The sequence below is a fragment of the Sphingomonas sp. BL-S-28 genome (assembly GCF_055521515.1).
Genome location: NZ_CM145483.1, coordinates 50,144 through 64,656, shown reverse-complemented (window position 1 = coordinate 64,656; position 14,513 = coordinate 50,144). Strand labels below are relative to the sequence as shown.

Annotated in this window: 14 protein-coding genes; 10 read left to right on the top strand and 4 right to left on the bottom strand. The window is 65.0% G+C overall.

Annotated features, from left to right (window positions below):
- Window positions 1-97 precede the first annotated feature (97 nt).
- Together secG and tpiA are read right to left on the bottom strand one after the other, a co-directional pair.
- Window positions 98-529: a preprotein translocase subunit SecG gene (gene secG / locus ACZ1JC_RS00335; protein WP_395395740.1), complete on the bottom strand. Its 432-nt coding sequence runs from the start codon at window positions 527-529 to the stop codon at window positions 98-100.
- A gap of 154 nt (window positions 530-683) precedes the next feature.
- The gene (gene tpiA / locus ACZ1JC_RS00330) at window positions 684-1,442 is read right to left on the bottom strand and encodes a triose-phosphate isomerase (protein WP_465139894.1); all 759 of its coding nucleotides are present in this window, start codon (window positions 1,440-1,442) and stop codon (window positions 684-686) included.
- 337 nt (window positions 1,443-1,779) lie between these two features.
- Here tpiA and ACZ1JC_RS00325 point away from each other — a divergent pair, with 337 nt between their 5' ends.
- Genes ACZ1JC_RS00325 through trpC form a run of 6 tightly spaced genes read left to right on the top strand, consistent with a single transcriptional unit; the run spans window position 1,780 to window position 8,513 of the window.
- Complete coding sequence (locus tag ACZ1JC_RS00325) at window positions 1,780-3,753, top strand: peptidylprolyl isomerase (protein WP_465148484.1); 1,974 nt, start codon at window positions 1,780-1,782, stop codon at window positions 3,751-3,753.
- Window positions 3,754-3,787: 34 nt separating this feature from the next.
- On the top strand, window positions 3,788-5,299 hold the full coding sequence (locus ACZ1JC_RS00320) for an anthranilate synthase component I family protein (protein ID WP_465139896.1): 1,512 nt from the start codon (window positions 3,788-3,790) through the stop codon (window positions 5,297-5,299).
- Window positions 5,296-6,096 (top strand): phosphodiester glycosidase family protein, encoded by an 801-nt coding sequence (locus ACZ1JC_RS00315; RefSeq protein WP_465139897.1) that lies wholly within the window; start codon window positions 5,296-5,298, stop codon window positions 6,094-6,096. Before ACZ1JC_RS00320 ends, ACZ1JC_RS00315 begins: the two co-directional genes overlap by 4 nt.
- On the top strand, window positions 6,093-6,704 hold the full coding sequence (locus ACZ1JC_RS00310) for an anthranilate synthase component II (RefSeq protein ID WP_465139898.1): 612 nt from the start codon (window positions 6,093-6,095) through the stop codon (window positions 6,702-6,704). Before ACZ1JC_RS00315 ends, ACZ1JC_RS00310 begins: the two co-directional genes overlap by 4 nt.
- 5 nt (window positions 6,705-6,709) lie before the next feature.
- Complete coding sequence (gene trpD / locus ACZ1JC_RS00305) at window positions 6,710-7,702, top strand: anthranilate phosphoribosyltransferase (protein WP_465140256.1); 993 nt, start codon at window positions 6,710-6,712, stop codon at window positions 7,700-7,702.
- 19 nt (window positions 7,703-7,721) lie between these two features.
- Entirely contained in the window at window positions 7,722-8,513 is a 792-nt protein-coding gene (gene trpC, locus ACZ1JC_RS00300) for an indole-3-glycerol phosphate synthase TrpC (RefSeq protein ID WP_465139899.1), read from the top strand.
- Between the two features lie 3 nt (window positions 8,514-8,516).
- Here the strand turns inward: trpC and ACZ1JC_RS00295 are convergent, their stop codons facing one another.
- A complete protein-coding gene (locus tag ACZ1JC_RS00295) occupies window positions 8,517-9,359 on the bottom strand; it encodes an AraC family transcriptional regulator (protein ID WP_465139900.1) in 843 nt (280 codons plus the stop codon).
- Window positions 9,360-9,411: 52 nt separating this feature from the next.
- On the opposite strand from ACZ1JC_RS00295, the gene ACZ1JC_RS00290 reads away from it, so the two are divergent.
- The 4 genes from ACZ1JC_RS00290 to lexA all read left to right on the top strand — a co-directional run bounded on the left by ACZ1JC_RS00290 (window position 9,412) and on the right by lexA (window position 12,161).
- Complete coding sequence (locus tag ACZ1JC_RS00290) at window positions 9,412-9,651, top strand: hypothetical protein (RefSeq protein ID WP_465139901.1); 240 nt, start codon at window positions 9,412-9,414, stop codon at window positions 9,649-9,651.
- Window positions 9,648-10,130, top strand: coding sequence for a cyclic pyranopterin monophosphate synthase MoaC (gene moaC, locus ACZ1JC_RS00285; protein ID WP_465139902.1), 483 nt, complete (start codon window positions 9,648-9,650; stop codon window positions 10,128-10,130). The genes ACZ1JC_RS00290 and moaC overlap by 4 nt, the downstream gene beginning before the upstream one ends.
- Complete coding sequence (locus tag ACZ1JC_RS00280; RefSeq protein ID WP_465139903.1) at window positions 10,130-11,350, top strand: molybdopterin molybdotransferase MoeA; 1,221 nt, start codon at window positions 10,130-10,132, stop codon at window positions 11,348-11,350. The genes moaC and ACZ1JC_RS00280 overlap by 1 nt, the downstream gene beginning before the upstream one ends.
- A gap of 112 nt (window positions 11,351-11,462) precedes the next feature.
- On the top strand, window positions 11,463-12,161 hold the full coding sequence (gene lexA, locus ACZ1JC_RS00275) for a transcriptional repressor LexA (RefSeq protein ID WP_465139904.1): 699 nt from the start codon (window positions 11,463-11,465) through the stop codon (window positions 12,159-12,161).
- 163 nt (window positions 12,162-12,324) lie between these two features.
- Here the strand turns inward: lexA and ACZ1JC_RS00270 are convergent, their stop codons facing one another.
- Window positions 12,325-14,484 (bottom strand): ComEC/Rec2 family competence protein, encoded by a 2,160-nt coding sequence (locus tag ACZ1JC_RS00270; protein ID WP_465139905.1) that lies wholly within the window; start codon window positions 14,482-14,484, stop codon window positions 12,325-12,327.
- Between the last annotated feature and the right edge of the window lie 29 nt (window positions 14,485-14,513).

Genomic DNA, 14,513 nt, shown 5'->3' with positions numbered 1-14,513 from the left:
TGTGCCGCAATCCACAAAACAAAACAGATCAAATGCCGCCTGACAACGCCAGACGGCATTCGCGTTACAATGATACGCCGGAAGTTACCGGGTCAAATCAATGACCGGCAGCACCCGAAAGCGGATCGTTGGCCGGGGCCTGCTGACCTGCCGCCGGGCTGGCAGCAGGGCTTGCAGGAGCACCACCGGCCGGAGCCGCGGCCGGATTGGCCGCGCCGGCGAGCGGATCGGACTGCGCAGGCGCGGCAGGCGCCGGTGCAGCGGGGATCGCGTCACGCTGAAGCGAGGTATCGACGTCGTCGCCGGTCTTGCCGACGGCCAGCGCCGCAAGGACGATCGAGAGAATCACGAAGACCGCGGCAAGGCCGCCGGTTGCACGCGTCAGAAAGTTTGCCGCGCCGCGTGCCGAAAGCATGCCCGAGGGGCTGCCGCCGACACCAAGACCGCCACCTTCCGACTTCTGCACCAGAATCACGAGCACCAGCAGAAGAGCGACGATCGCCTGGACAACGGTCAGGAAAGTGAACAGCATCGTGTAAATCTCAATCTTTCGAAGGGGGCGAATTATCGCCCCGCGATTCAAGCCGCGCAGATAAGCGCTGCGGCGCTTCTGCGCAAGCCATCAGCCGGATTTGGGCGACAATCGCAGCCCGCCCCAATCCGGCGAAACCCAAAAAACGGCTTCAGTCGGCGGTCAGCAGCGCTGCCGCGCCAATGATTGCCGTGAAGCTTTCGGCGCTCAGGCTGGCACCGCCGACCAGCGCCCCGCCCACTTCAGGCACGGAGAGCAGTTCGGCCGCGTTCTCAGCCTTTACCGAGCCGCCGTAGAGAATGCGCACATCCGCGCCGCCTTCGCCATAAAGCGCGACAAGCTTTGCGCGGATCGCCGCGTGCATTTCGGCCACGTCCTCGATCGAAGGCACGCGGCCGGTGCCGATCGCCCAGACCGGTTCATAGGCGATGGAAAGCTTCTCGGGTGCCCCGTCCACACGCGGGCACGAACCTTCAAGCTGGCCGGAAACGATCGCAACGGCATCGCCGGCATCGCGCTGCGCTTCCGTCTCACCCACGCAGAGAATCACTGCAAGGCCCGCGCCCAGCGCGGCCTGCGCCTTGGCATTCACATCGGCGTCGCTCTCACCGTGGAGCGTCCGGCGCTCCGAATGGCCGAGAATGGTGAAGTCCGCGCCGGCATCCTTGAGCATGGGGGCGGAGATGTCGCCGGTGAAGGCACCGCTTTCCTCGGCACGGCAATCCTGACCGCCAACACCGATCAGTTCCACGGTATCGCGCATGCGGAAGATCAGCGTGGCCGGCGGCGCCAGCGCAACCTGCACCCTGGGAAAGCGCGCGGCAGTCCGGTCGATCGCCCGTGCCTCGGTCAGCATCGCGCGCGTGCCGTGCATTTTCCAGTTACCGACGATGTAAGGCAGTGCGGCCATTTTCAACTAAAACCCTGATTCATTTATCTGCATCCGGATGCCCATCTACCGCTTCGCCTACCGCGAAAGCGGGAATCGACCGAACGCTTGCGAGGCGCTGCTAGGCAGGCGGGCCCGAATTGTCAAAATCCCCGGCCGCCCAACTCAGCAAAACCGCCTGCACGGGATGCAACTTGTCTCATTGCGGGCAGGAAGACGGCAACGCGAAACGGGAAGCTGCCACGGGCGGCGACGTCAGCCATTGCAGGATTGCATTGCGCCCCCTAAAGCCTGCGCCCGCATCGGTTATGCCTTTGCGCTTGTCCGCACATTCGTTTCACGCTGATCGGCCCGGTCCATGCTCTCATTCTTCCGTACCTTCCTGAAGTCCAAGATCGGTGCCGGCGTCGCGCTGGCAGTGCTCGTGCTCATCACGCTTGCCTTCGCGGGCGGCGATATCAACGGCCTGCGCAACTCCGCCGGCCTTGGCAGCGCCACGGCGATTGCGACGGTGGGCGGCAAGAACATCGAGGCGAGTGAGCTGTCGACCGCGGCCAATTCGCAGCTGGAACAGATCAAGCAGCAGAACCCGACCGCGACGATGAAGATGCTCGTTGCCGAGGGCGGCCTTGAGCGCATTCTTGACGAGTTGATCGCACGCACCGCCATCGGCGTGTTCGGCAAGGACGTGGGCGTCGTTGCCAGCAAGCGCCTGGTGGACAGCGAAATCACCCGCATCCCCGCGTTCCAGGGTGTGGACGGCAAGTTCAGCCAGGATGCGTTCCGACAGGCGCTCGCCCAGAAGAACATCCCCGAACAGGCACTGCGCGACGATTTCTCGCAGGGCCTGATCGCCCAGCAGGTCATGGTGCCCGCACAGTTCGGTGCGACCATGCCGCTGTCGCTGGCCCAGCGCTATGCCGCCCTGCTGGAGGAAAACCGCAAGGGCCAGGTCGTTACCCTGCCCTCGATCGCCTTCGCGCCCACCCAGGCCCCCACGCAGGCAGAGCTGGAAGGGTTCTACAAGACCCATTCCAACATGTTCGTCCGCCCTGAGCGCCGCGTGATCCGTTACGCCACCTTCGGTGAGGACACGCTGAAGAACGTGGCCGCCCCCACCGATGCCGAAATCGCCAAGCGCTACGAAGCCGACAAGCCGGCACTCTATGCCGCGCGCGATGCCCGCAAGATCACCCAGTTGATCGTGCCGACCGAAGCTGCCGCCAAGGCCGTCGCCGCCGAAGTCGCTGCCGGCAAGTCGCTGGAACTGGCCGCCACCGAAAAGGGCCTGTCGGCCGCCAAGCTTGAATTCTTCAGCCACGATGAACTGGCCGGCCAGTTCTCGCCGGCCCTGGCCGATGCCGTGTTCGCCACGCCGGTCGGCAAGCTCGCCGCGCCGCAGAAGAGCGCGCTGGGCTGGCACCTGATCCGCGTGGAGCAGGAGCAGAAGACCGCCGAACGTCCGCTTGCCGCCGTCCGCGAGGAAATCGCCGCCAAGCTGACCACGGAAAAGCGCAAAGCCGCCTTCACCGATCTGCTCTCGCGCATCGATGAGGAGTTCACCAGCGGCGCCAGCCTCGTCGAAGTCGCCAAGGCGATCGGCGCCACGGTTTCCTCCACCCAGCCCGTCACCGCCACCGGCGCCGTCTATGGCAAGCCGGGCGAGACGATCCCGGCCGAACTGCAGCCGATCCTTTCGACCGCGTTCTCCATGGATCAGGAAAAGCCGCAGCTGGGCCAGCTCACCCCCGGTTCGACCGCCACGCCGACCACGGCCGGTTACGTCGTCTATGACGTGACCGATATCACCCCTTCGGCGCCCGCACCGTTCAAGGAAATCGTCGCCGACGTGACCGAGGCCTGGAAGCTGGACAAGGGCTCCGCCGATGCCAAGGCCGCAGCGCTGAAGGTCATGGCTGCCGTGCGCGGCGGGAAGCCGCTGAACCAGGCGGTCGCCGGTCTCGGCAAGACGCTGCCCCCGGTGCAGGATGTGGCGATGAGCCGCCCGATGCTGACCGAAGCCATGCGCCAGGGCCGCCAGGTTCCGCCGCCCGTCTCGCTGCTGTTCCACATGGCCAAGGGCACCGTTAAGGTGCAGTCGGCCGGTGCCGGTCGCGGTTGGTTCGTGGTCGCCCTGAACGACGTGGAAACGCCCAAGGCGCAGAACGACGTCGTGGTGAAGGGCACCCAGCGCGAACTCGGCAGCCAGCTTGGTTCGGCTTATACCGATGCACTTGCCAACGCGATCAAGAAGCAGGTCGGCTTCCAGAAGCACGACGCCGCGATCAAGACCGTGCGCGACCAGCTTGGCGGCGCCCCCGCCGCCAACTGATCCCAAATACGCCAAGTAAAGGACACCCACCCAGATGAAGCGCGAATCGGATCGCGAAGAGGCACTGTCACGGCTGCGCGAGGGTAAGCCCGCGCTGCTCTGGCGCAGCCTCGTCGCCGATACCGAAACGCCTGTCGCCGCCGCTCTGAAGCTCTTCACCGAAGGGCGCGGCGACTTCCTGCTCGAATCGGTGGAAGGCGGCGCCGTGCGCGGCCGCTACAGCCTGCTGGGCCTCGATCCGGACCTCGTGTTCCGCGCCGAGGGCCATGCCTGCGCGATCAACCGCAAGTGGCAGCACGACCGCGAGGCGTTCGAGCCGCTGTCCGGCGACGCGCTGGTGGAACTGCGTCGCCTCGTCGAATCGTGCCGGTTCGACGTTCCGGCGGAACTGCCCAAGGCGCTCGCCTGCCTCGTCGGCTATTTCGGCTACGAGACGATCGGCCTTGTCGAAAAGCTGCCGCGCGCGCCGCAAAGCGCGCTCGAACTGCCCGACATGCTGTTCGTCCGCCCCTCGCTGATCCTCGTGTTCGACCGGTTGGGCGACGAACTGTTCTGCGTTGCCCCGCTCTGGCCGGAAAACGGCGCGCCGGAGAGCCTTGTCGAAACCGCTGCCGAGCGGATCGACGAAGCCCTGCGCAAGCTGGCCGAGCCCTTCCCCGCCTCGCCCGCCATCGCGGACCTGCCGGAGCCGGTGCGCACGCCGGTGATGGCGGCCAATGACTACAAGGCGATGGTCACCCGCGCGAAGGACTACATAGAGGCGGGCGACATCTTCCAGATCGTGCTGGCGCAGCGCTTCACTTGCGAATTCCCGCTGCCGCCGGTCGCGCTTTACCGCGCGCTCCGCCGCATCAATCCCTCACCGTTCCTCTATTTCCTCGACCTGCCCGGCTTCGCGCTGATCGGTTCGAGCCCGGAAATCCTGGTCCGCGTGCGCGAAGGCGAAGTCACGATCCGTCCGATCGCCGGCACCCGCCCGCGCGGCAAGACGGTGGCCGAGGACAAGGCCAACGAGATCAGCCTGTTGGCCGATCCCAAGGAACGCGCCGAGCACCTGATGCTGCTCGACCTCGGCCGCAACGATGTCGGCCGCGTCTCCGCCGCCGGCACCGTGGAAGTGACCGACAGCTACACGATCGAGCGTTACAGCCACGTAATGCACATCGTCTCGAACGTGATCGGCCGGCTCGATACGAACAAGCACGACGCCATCGATGCGGTCTTCGCAGGCTTCCCGGCCGGCACCGTCTCGGGCGCACCGAAGGTCCGCGCCTGCGAGATCATCGCCAGCCTCGAACCCGAAACGCGCGGCGCCTATGCCGGCGGCGTCGGCTACTTCGGGCCGGATGGATCGGTCGATTCGTGCATCGTCCTGCGCACCGGCGTGCTCAAGGACGGCGTGCTCCACGTGCAGGCCGGTGCCGGCATCGTCGCCGACAGCGATCCCGACTACGAGCACCGCGAGTGCGAGGCCAAGTCCGGCGCCCTGTTCGCCGCCGCGCGCGAAGCGATCCGCGTCGCCGGAGAACCGGGTTTCGGCCAGTGAAGCGCGCCGCTCTGGCGGCTGCGTTCACACTCGTTGCCTGTTCGTCCGGCGCCCAGCAGCCGCAAAAGCAGGCGGAAGCCCCGCCTCCGCCGCCCTGCGAGGGCGCTTCATTCGAAGGCGCGAGTTTCACGCACTGCACCGCCACGCCCGGTCGCCATACGATCCACCTCGTGCTGGGGCCGAAGAATGGCGCGCCCTATCGCAGCCTCTCGCAGCTTGCGGTGAGCCGCCCTTCGGGCAGCCCCGCGGTCGCCTTCGCGATGAACGGCGGCATGTTCGATGCCGATGGCAAGCCCATCGGCTATGCCGTGATCGAGGGCCAGCGCGTCCATGCGATCAACACCAACAAGGGCTGGGGCAATTTCCACCTCCTGCCAAACGGGGTGTTCTTCGGCGACGCTGCCGGCCACTGGCAGATCCGCACGAGCGAGGACTTCGCCGCCCATGTCGACAATCGCCCGGATTTCGGCACCCAGTCGGGCCCGATGCTGGTGATCGATGGCAAGCTGCACCCGAAGATCGACGCCGATGGCCAGTCGCTCAAACTGCGCAATGCCGTCGGCGTCGACCGGCAGGGCCGTGCCCACTTCGTGATTTCGGACGAGCCCGTCTCGTTCGGCAAACTGGCGCGGCTATTCCGCGACAAGCTCGATTGCCCCAACGCGCTGTTCCTCGACGGCAGCGTGTCCTCTCTATGGGACCCCGAACATGGGCGCGTGGACGGCGGACCGCCGCTCGGCCCCTTGATCGTCGTCGAGAAAAGCGCAAAGGGCTCTAACGGAAAGGACAGGCCATGATCCTCGTCATCGACAACTATGACAGCTTCACCTGGAACCTGGTCCATTACGTGATGGAACTGGGCGCCGAAGTCGAAGTGGTGCGCAACGATGCACTCTCCGCCGGACAGGCGATTTCGAGCGGCGCGCAGGGTTTCCTGATCTCGCCCGGTCCCTGCACCCCCAACGAGGCCGGCATCAGCCTGGACCTCGTGGGCGCGGCGGCCGATGCTGGAAAGCCACTGCTTGGTGTTTGCCTCGGCCATCAGTCGATCGGCCAGTACTTCGGCGGCAAAGTCGTGCGCGGCGGGCTGATGCATGGCAAGACCAGCCCCGTCACCCATGACGGTACCGGCGTCTTCGCCGGCCTGCCCTCACCCTTCACGGCCACGCGCTATCACTCGCTGATCGTCGAGGACATTCCCGAGACGCTGGTGGTCAACGCGCGTTCCGACGACAACCATGTGATGGGCTTCCGCCATGCGACGCTGCCGATCCACGGCGTGCAGTTCCACCCGGAAAGCATCGCCACGCAGCACGGCCACGAAATGCTGGCGAACTTCCTGCGGACTTGCGGTATCGAGCCGAAGCTCCCGGTTCGCCTCGATACCGGCCTGAAAGTAGCATGACGACGATGATCCTGCCCGATCCTCTCCACCCCATTGAGGAAGCTGAGGCCGAAGAGGCCTTTAGCGCCATTCTCGACGGCCGCGTGGGTGACGACGCGGTAGTCCGCTTCCTCCTCGCCCTCACCGAACGCGGCGAGACGGCAAGCGAGATCGCCGGCGCTGCCCGCGCCATGCGCAGCCGCATGATCCCCATCGACGCCCCTGCCAACGCCATCGACGTGTGCGGCACCGGCGGCGACGGGCACCACACGCTCAACGTATCGACAGCGGTATCGCTGGTCGTCGCCGCCTGCGGCGTGCCGGTCGCCAAGCACGGCAACCGCGCCGCCAGTTCCAAGGCCGGCGCGGCGGACACTCTGGAAGCGCTCGGTCTCAACCTCGACCGCGCGGCCGAAACGGCGGAAGAGACGCTGGGCGATCTTGGCATCTGCTTCCTGTTCGCCGCCCGTCACCACCCCTCGATGGGTCGCATCATGCCGATCCGCAAGGCGATCGGCCGCCGCACTATCTTCAACCTGATGGGCCCGCTCGCGAACCCCGCGAACGTGCGCCGCCAGCTCGTCGGCATCGCCCGCCCGGCCTATGTGCCGATCTATGCCGAGGCGCTGATGAGCCTTGGCAGCGAGCACTCCTTCGTGATTTCCGGCGATGAAGGGCTTGACGAACTGAGCCTTGCCGGCGGCAACGAAGTGGCCGAGATCCGCAGCGGCGAACTCTCGATGCGCCGCGTCGGGCCGGAAGACGTGGGCCTCCCGCTCTCGCCGGTCGGCGCGATCCGGGGCGGTGATGCCGCCTTCAACGCCGACGCCCTGCGCCGCCTGCTGCTGGGCGAACACGGCCCCTATCGCGATGCCGTGCTGCTCAATGCCGCCGGCGCGCTGATCGTGGCGGGTGAGGTCGAAACCTGGCGCGAAGGCGTGGAGGAAGCGGCCGAAGCCATCGACAAGGGCCTCGCCAACGCCTTGCTCAACTGCTGGATTTCCGCGCTCAAAGCCTGAGCCGCGCGAGAGGGTTACAATGTCCGACAAGCTTACCGAGATCTGTGACACCAAGCGCGAGGAAGTTGCCGAGCGCAAGGCCGTGGCCACCATGGCCGACCTCGACGCCCATGCCGCCTATCAGACCGCACCTCGCGGTTTCGAGGCGGCCTTGCGTGCCAAGGCCGAATCCGGCTTCGCACTGATCGCCGAAATCAAGAAAGCTTCGCCCTCGAAAGGGCTGATTCGGCCTGATTTCCGTCCGGCCGAACATGCAGCGGCCTACGAACGCGGCGGCGCGGCCTGTCTCTCGGTGCTGACCGACGCGCCGTACTTCCAGGGCCATGAGGACTTCCTGATGGACGCCCGCGCGGCGTGCGCGCTGCCGGTGATCCGCAAGGACTTCATGGTCGATCCCTGGCAGGTGGCCGAAGCCCGCTCGATCGGCGCCGATGCGATCCTCATCATCGTCGCCGCGCTGGACGACGTGCTGATGGCCGAGATCGAGGCTGCCGCCCACGAACGCGGCATGGACTGCCTTGTCGAAGTTCACAACGAATCCGAGATGGAGCGCGCAAGCCGCCTGAAATCGCGGCTGATCGGCGTGAACAACCGCGATCTCAAGCGCTTCGTCACCGATATCGGCACCACCGAGCGCCTCGCTCCGCTGGCCCCCGAAAGCACCCTGCTGGTGGCCGAGAGCGGCATCAACACCCATGCCGACCTCGAAAGACTCGCAGGTTGCGGCGCGCGGACTTTCCTCGTCGGCGAAAGCCTGATGCGTGAGGCTGACGTCGAAGCGGCGACCCGTGCGCTGCTGACCGGCGCCTGACCTTCAGGCCAGCGGCAACATCAATTCGGTTAGCGCCTCTGCCGCAGACACCTGCGGATAGAGGCGCACCCGCTCGCAAAAGAGCGGAAAGTCGCGCAGGGCCTCGCCGCTGCCGGGCAGCCAATCGCGATAGAGATGCAGCGCGGGTCCTTCCAGATCCATCGCCGGGCCTGTCACGGCCAGAACCGCGCAGCGCCCGCCGGGGATTTCCTCGATCCTGACCTTATCGTCGCCAACAAACCATGGCGGCACGGATGCGCACAGCCATACTCGGTGATCGTCTTCAGGTGATGTGCGTGGATCGGTTGGGAATACATTGAACGTGCGGCTTTTCTCCGGCGTGAATCCGGCATCTCGCCGCCAATCGATAAAGCGGCGAATGCTATCCCCGATCAGCGCAGGATCGCCGCGATGCTCCATCACCGCTACCCGAATGGGTGCGAATTCCCGGATTTCGACTTGTGCCGTCATGACGTCATTCACCGCTCTGCTCCTTGCTGCCTGAAGTGACGCACTCACCGTTTCCCATGCCGACCAGTCCGGCGCGGACCGAAACGCCGATGGCGTTTGGCCAAGCCGCGCACGGAATGCCCGCGCGAAGGCTTCGGGCGTCTCGTACCCGGCATCCAGCGCCGCATCGATCACTCGCGTGCCGGGCTTGAAGGCAAGTTGCATTCCGGCCCGGTGTAGCCGCGAAAGCTGCACGAAGCGCTGAAGCGGCATCCCGCACACCGCCCGAAACTGTCGATGGAAGTGGAACGGCGAAAACCCCGCCCAGGCCGCGATCGTTTCGAGGTCGAGCGCGGCGTCCGGCTCAGCCTCGATCCGCTCCACCACCTGCGCCATCCGTTCCAGATAGCGCCGCTGGAATAGTCCAGGTGATTTCGGGGTTTGCGTCATGGCCACCGTATTGGCACGAAGGAATCCGGCCTGCCTGACCGATCTTGCGGAATTCGCCTTGCGGTTCCTGTCCTACTGTGACGAAATCTGCCATCGCAACGCCATGACCAGTCGCCCGTTTTTCGTTGAAAGCGCAAAAATTCGCCAGTTCGGTGCCTTCCGCTATTTCACTTCAGAACCGTGTCAACTGTGTCAACCGACCTGTCACCTTGCAACGCACATGAGCCGCCCGAAATGACCAAGAGCCTCACCCACATCGATTCGGATGGCACCGCCCGCATGGTGGATGTCAGCGCCAAGCCGGATACCCAACGCCTCGCCATCGCATCCGGACTCATCACCATGACGCGGGAGGCGCTCGACGCGATCCGCGCCGGCAATGCGCCCAAGGGCGATGTGCTGGGAACGGCCCGGATTGCGGGGATCATGGCGGCAAAGAAGACCTCCGACCTGATTCCGATGTGCCATCCGCTGCCGCTCGACGCGGTCAACGTCGACTTCCGTTTCGAGGAAGACGGCATCCGCGCGATCGCCACGGCCTCGCTCACAGGCAAGACCGGCGTCGAAATGGAGGCAATGACGGCAGCTTCCATTGCCCTCCTGACGATCTACGACATGGCCAAGGCACTCGACAAAGGCATGGTGATCGGCGCGATACGGCTGATCGAAAAGCGCGGCGGCAAGTCCGGCGTGTGGATCGCGGCAGGCGCGATCTGATGGCCCGGCAGCCCATGCTCTCGCTGGAAGATGCCCAGGACCGCCTGCTGCAGCTTGTCGAGCCCACGCCGGTCGAGCGCGTCGATGTGCCCAGCGCCCTCGGCCGCTATCTGGCCGAACCCTTGGTTGCCCGGAGGACTCAGCCCGCGCGCGACATTTCGGCAATGGATGGCTACGCGGTTGCGGAAGGCGATACCGCCGGGCCCTGGCATGTCGTGGGCGAAAGTGCCGCGGGGCATCCTTACGAAGCCGCCGTCACGCCGGGGCAGGCCATTCGCATTTCGACCGGCGCCCTGATCCCTGCCGGCGCAGGAGGAGTCATCCTTCAAGAAGATGTCACGCGCGATCAGCATCGCGTCACCTTGACCGGCGAAGGCCCCACCCCGCCGCACAAACATATTCGCCGGCAGGGTATGGACTTCCCCGAGGGGCGGGAAATCCTGCCATCCGGAACCCGTATCGGCGCAGCCCAGGCCGCACTCGCAATCGCGGCGGGGCACAAGCACTTGCCGGTTCGAAGGATACCGCGCCTTGTCGTGATAGACAGCGGGGACGAACTGGCCGTGGATCCGGAATGCTGCGAACCGCATCAGATACCCGCCAGCAACGGTGCCATGCTCGCCGCGATGGGGCAGAGCCTTCCGGTCTCGGTCGACAGAATCGGCCCGGTGGGCGACGATCTCGATGCCCTGATCCACGCCTTCGAATCGGCCGGCGACGCGGATGTCATCGTTACCAGCGGCGGCGTTTCCGTTGGCGATCATGATCTCGTCCGTCCCGCACTCGAAGCATGGGGTGCCGATCTGGATTTCTGGCGCGTGGCAATCCGGCCCGGCAAGCCATTGCTGGTGACGCGAAAAGCGCGTGGCCAGCGCGCGCAGATCGTGATCGGATTGCCGGGGAATCCGGTCTCCAGCCTCGTAACCGCATACCACTTCATGTTGCCGGCTCTTCGCGCGTTGCTCGGCGCCCGCAGGCCTGCACCGATGCCGTTGCTGGCCCGTTTGGCCGACGCCTTGCCGCCCAGCGGCGATCGACGCGAATTCGTGCGCGGCCTTTGGGATGGCGAAGCCGTCAGCGCCCATAGCGTGCAGGACAGCAGCGCCTTGGTCTCTCTGGCCACAAGCAATGTTCTTATCGATCGCCCCGCCAACGCCCCCGCTGCCAATCGCGGGGATACGGTTTGGGTGTACTTGCTCCAGAATGGCGGTATTGCTTGACGTTACCGGATTCGTTGCTTAATTGTTCCCTCATTGTTCGCGAACGAACCTCCATGTGTTCTTCGTGAAGGGAACAGACCGCCAATCTCGGCGAAGCAGGTGAGGCAGCCAGATGTTGACGCGCAAGCAGCACGAATTGCTCCGGTTCATTCAGGTGCGCCTTGAAGAGAGCGGGGTCTCGCCCAGCTTCGAAGAAATGAAGGATGCGCTGGACCTCAAATCGAAGTCGGGCGTTCACCGGCTGATTTCGGCGCTGGAGGAACGCGGCTTTATCCGTCGTCTCCCCAATCGGGCCCGCGCCCTTGAAGTGCTTCGCCAGCCTGACGATGTGACCAATAAGGGCCCTGCTGCCGCCACTACGCCTGCGACACCGCGAGAAGCGCCCGCTGCTCTGCGCACGGCTCCACGGGCTCCGGAACCGGCCAACGACGTAATCGAGATACCGCTACACGGCCGCATCGCCGCCGGCGTTCCGATCGAGGCAATCGAAGGTCAGGCGATGCTGCCGGTGCCGGCAGCCCTACTGGGTTCGGGGGATCACTATGCGCTTGAGGTTTCTGGTGATTCGATGATCGAGGCCGGTATTCTCGATGGCGACCTGGCGCTTGTTAAGCGCACCGATACGGCGCGCGATGGGGAAATCGTGGTGGCCCTCATCCGCGGTGAGGAAGCCACCCTCAAGTATCTCCGCCGCGAAGGGCCAAAGGTTCGGCTCGATCCGGCGAACGCCGCATACGAGCCCCAGATTTACGGCGCCGGGGAAGTGCAGGTTCAGGGCAAGCTCGCAGGCATTTTGCGCCGCTATCACTGACAAGGGGTACGGACCCGATCGCCGGACTGGCATCGCCGCACAGGCTCGCGGCATTCTTGGGGTGTTTTCCAATCGGGTGAAAACACCGGATGGTTCGGAAAACGGGACATACGGGAGTTGGAGGGGTTGATCCGAGGCAGTTGGATCAACCCCTCCAAATATCTCACCAGCCATGGCTGCCATGGCTTTGGGCCACCGTTCGCAGCGCCTGACCTTTCAAATCTATGACGATCCCGCCCGTTTGCTTCAGCATGGGACGATCGATTTTCAGCCATCGCGGCTTGCAGCTTTGCGGCAGCGAGCGATCTGCGATGACGATATCCACGCGGCCACAGGCGCGTGCCAGCGAAGGGATCGGCACATAAGCATCGCTGCGTGCGATCAGAACATGCCACATCCTCTCGCCTCGCCAGAAGGCGGTCGCGCAAAAGTCGTCATTGCATCGGACCTCATGCTGTCCGGGCAGCGCGAGCGGCAGTTCGCGCTGCCCGGCAACTTCCAACATATTGTCCAGCGCATAGCCGCTCCTGCTCTCGCGCAGGATAGCCGGTCGCCCATCCCCCACCGCCATGCCGATATAATGGCCGTCACCACTCACCAGAATGTCGGGAGGAACGATCAGCGCCAATCCGGCGACACCCGCAAACGCCGGAACGAGACCGAGAAAGCGCACCTTCCCCGACCACAAGGCCAGCCACAAACCGCCTATGACGAAAAGGAGAAAATGCCCCGCTCCCATCACCGGAAGGAGGCGAACCGCGCCGGGAAGATCCGCAACGACATGGGCAAGTTCGAGAAGGAGCGCAATGGCGTGGCCCGCAAGCCACCATACCGGCGCTCCAAGACCGACGACGTCGAGAAGGAGCGCAATGGCCACAAGGGGCATGACGGCGAAAGTCGTCAGCGGAATGGCCACGAGATTGGCCAGCGCGCCAAAAACGCCTGCACGGTGGAAATGATAAAGGGCAATCGGCATCAGAACCAGGTCGATCGCGACACCGGTCACCAGCATCAGCGCTGCCGACCTCAGGACTCGCATCGGCACGCTTTCATCGCGTGGCGCCATCCAACGACGCACCGGCGCTGCCTTCGCCACCGCGATCAATGTAAGCACCGCCGCAAAACTCATCTGAAAACTGGGACCGACAATGGCCTCAGGCCATAACACCATGACGAGAAACGCCCCGGTCGCCAGCATTCGGACCGACAACGCTTCACGCCCCAGCAACATCGCGCCCAGCACCAGCAGGGCGCCCGCGCAAGAGCGGACGGTGGGCACCTGCGATCCCGTCAACAGGGTATAGCCGATCCCCGCCAGACCACCCAAGGCCGCGGCCACCACCGGCAGGCGCCATCGCAGTGCGATCGTGGGGGAAAGCGCCAGCAAGCGAATGGCAAGAAAATAGACTGCGCCGATCACGGCGCTGACGTGAAGCCCGCTGATGGAAAGCAGGTGCGCCAATCCCGCGTCGCGCATCGCCTGCGCGTCATCCGCGGCGATTGCGCCCATATCTCCCGTTGCGAAGGCTATGGCAATCCCGGCCTTGCTGCCCTCAAGCTGAGACCGGATATGTCCGGAGAGATCGGCCCGCCATGCCGCGAAGACATCGGTGCCGTTCCCCGCCTCCAGGATTTCAACGGGTGCCAGCGCCCGTCCGGACGCTGAAAGCCCTGCAAACCAGGCAGCGCGCGCAAAATCATAGCTTCCCGGCAGCATCGGCGCCGCCGGAGGGACCAGCCTTCCCCGAAACCGGATCAGGGCGCCCGTCTCGGGTGCCTGACCCGCGCCCATCACGCCCAAATCATGGGGCAGGCTCAGCCGCACCTTGATCGCCCGGCCCGTACCAGGCTCCCGCATTGCCAGCAGCAGACGGTTCTGACCGAACGCCGGCATTTCCTCGATCGCGAGCACGCGACCTTCGAACGTACCGGTCAAGCGCCGGGGAATCGGGGGCGTCCCGATCACCGTCGATCTCCCCCAGGCGGCCAGACAACCAAGCGCCAGGACGATCATGAACGACATTCCGGCGAGACGTAGCAGCGGAAAATTGTCCCGACCGTGCCGCCAGACGCCGAGTCCGATTGCGCCGCTCGCACAAATTGCGCAAAACGCAATCCACCAGTAGGCGTCTGGCATGGTAAACCACGCCGAAATTCCGGCCCCGAACCCCACTGCAAGCCATGGTCCGCGGTCGAAAGTGCAGTTCGAAAGAAAACACTCGACACCAGCCAAACTGCTCGACATGTGGCTCTGGCTGATCCATGGGCGATGCTGCAATGCAGCGGCTCCGGCGAGGGCCGGAACATCGGGATCATCGATCATGGCGGCCTGACTGCCCATGATCGACATAA

What these genes read in the sequence shown, in the direction of transcription:
- tpiA (WP_465139894.1), bottom strand. Translation starts at nt 1,442, where the DNA reads ATGGCCGCACTGCCTTACATCGTCGGTAACTGGAAAATGCACGGCACG.
- ACZ1JC_RS00325 (WP_465148484.1), top strand. Translation starts at nt 1,780, where the DNA reads ATGCTCTCATTCTTCCGTACCTTCCTGAAGTCCAAGATCGGTGCCGGC.
- ACZ1JC_RS00320 (WP_465139896.1), top strand. Translation starts at nt 3,788, where the DNA reads ATGAAGCGCGAATCGGATCGCGAAGAGGCACTGTCACGGCTGCGCGAG.
- ACZ1JC_RS00310 (WP_465139898.1), top strand. Translation starts at nt 6,093, where the DNA reads ATGATCCTCGTCATCGACAACTATGACAGCTTCACCTGGAACCTGGTC.
- trpD (WP_465140256.1), top strand. Translation starts at nt 6,710, where the DNA reads ATGATCCTGCCCGATCCTCTCCACCCCATTGAGGAAGCTGAGGCCGAA.
- trpC (WP_465139899.1), top strand. Translation starts at nt 7,722, where the DNA reads ATGTCCGACAAGCTTACCGAGATCTGTGACACCAAGCGCGAGGAAGTT.
- ACZ1JC_RS00295 (WP_465139900.1), bottom strand. Translation starts at nt 9,359, where the DNA reads ATGGCGCAGGTGGTGGAGCGGATCGAGGCTGAGCCGGACGCCGCGCTC.
- ACZ1JC_RS00290 (WP_465139901.1), top strand. Translation starts at nt 9,412, where the DNA reads ATGGCCACCGTATTGGCACGAAGGAATCCGGCCTGCCTGACCGATCTT.
- moaC (WP_465139902.1), top strand. Translation starts at nt 9,648, where the DNA reads ATGACCAAGAGCCTCACCCACATCGATTCGGATGGCACCGCCCGCATG.
- ACZ1JC_RS00280 (WP_465139903.1), top strand. Translation starts at nt 10,130, where the DNA reads ATGGCCCGGCAGCCCATGCTCTCGCTGGAAGATGCCCAGGACCGCCTG.
- lexA (WP_465139904.1), top strand. Translation starts at nt 11,463, where the DNA reads ATGTTGACGCGCAAGCAGCACGAATTGCTCCGGTTCATTCAGGTGCGC.
- ACZ1JC_RS00270 (WP_465139905.1), bottom strand. Translation starts at nt 14,484, where the DNA reads ATGATCGATGATCCCGATGTTCCGGCCCTCGCCGGAGCCGCTGCATTG.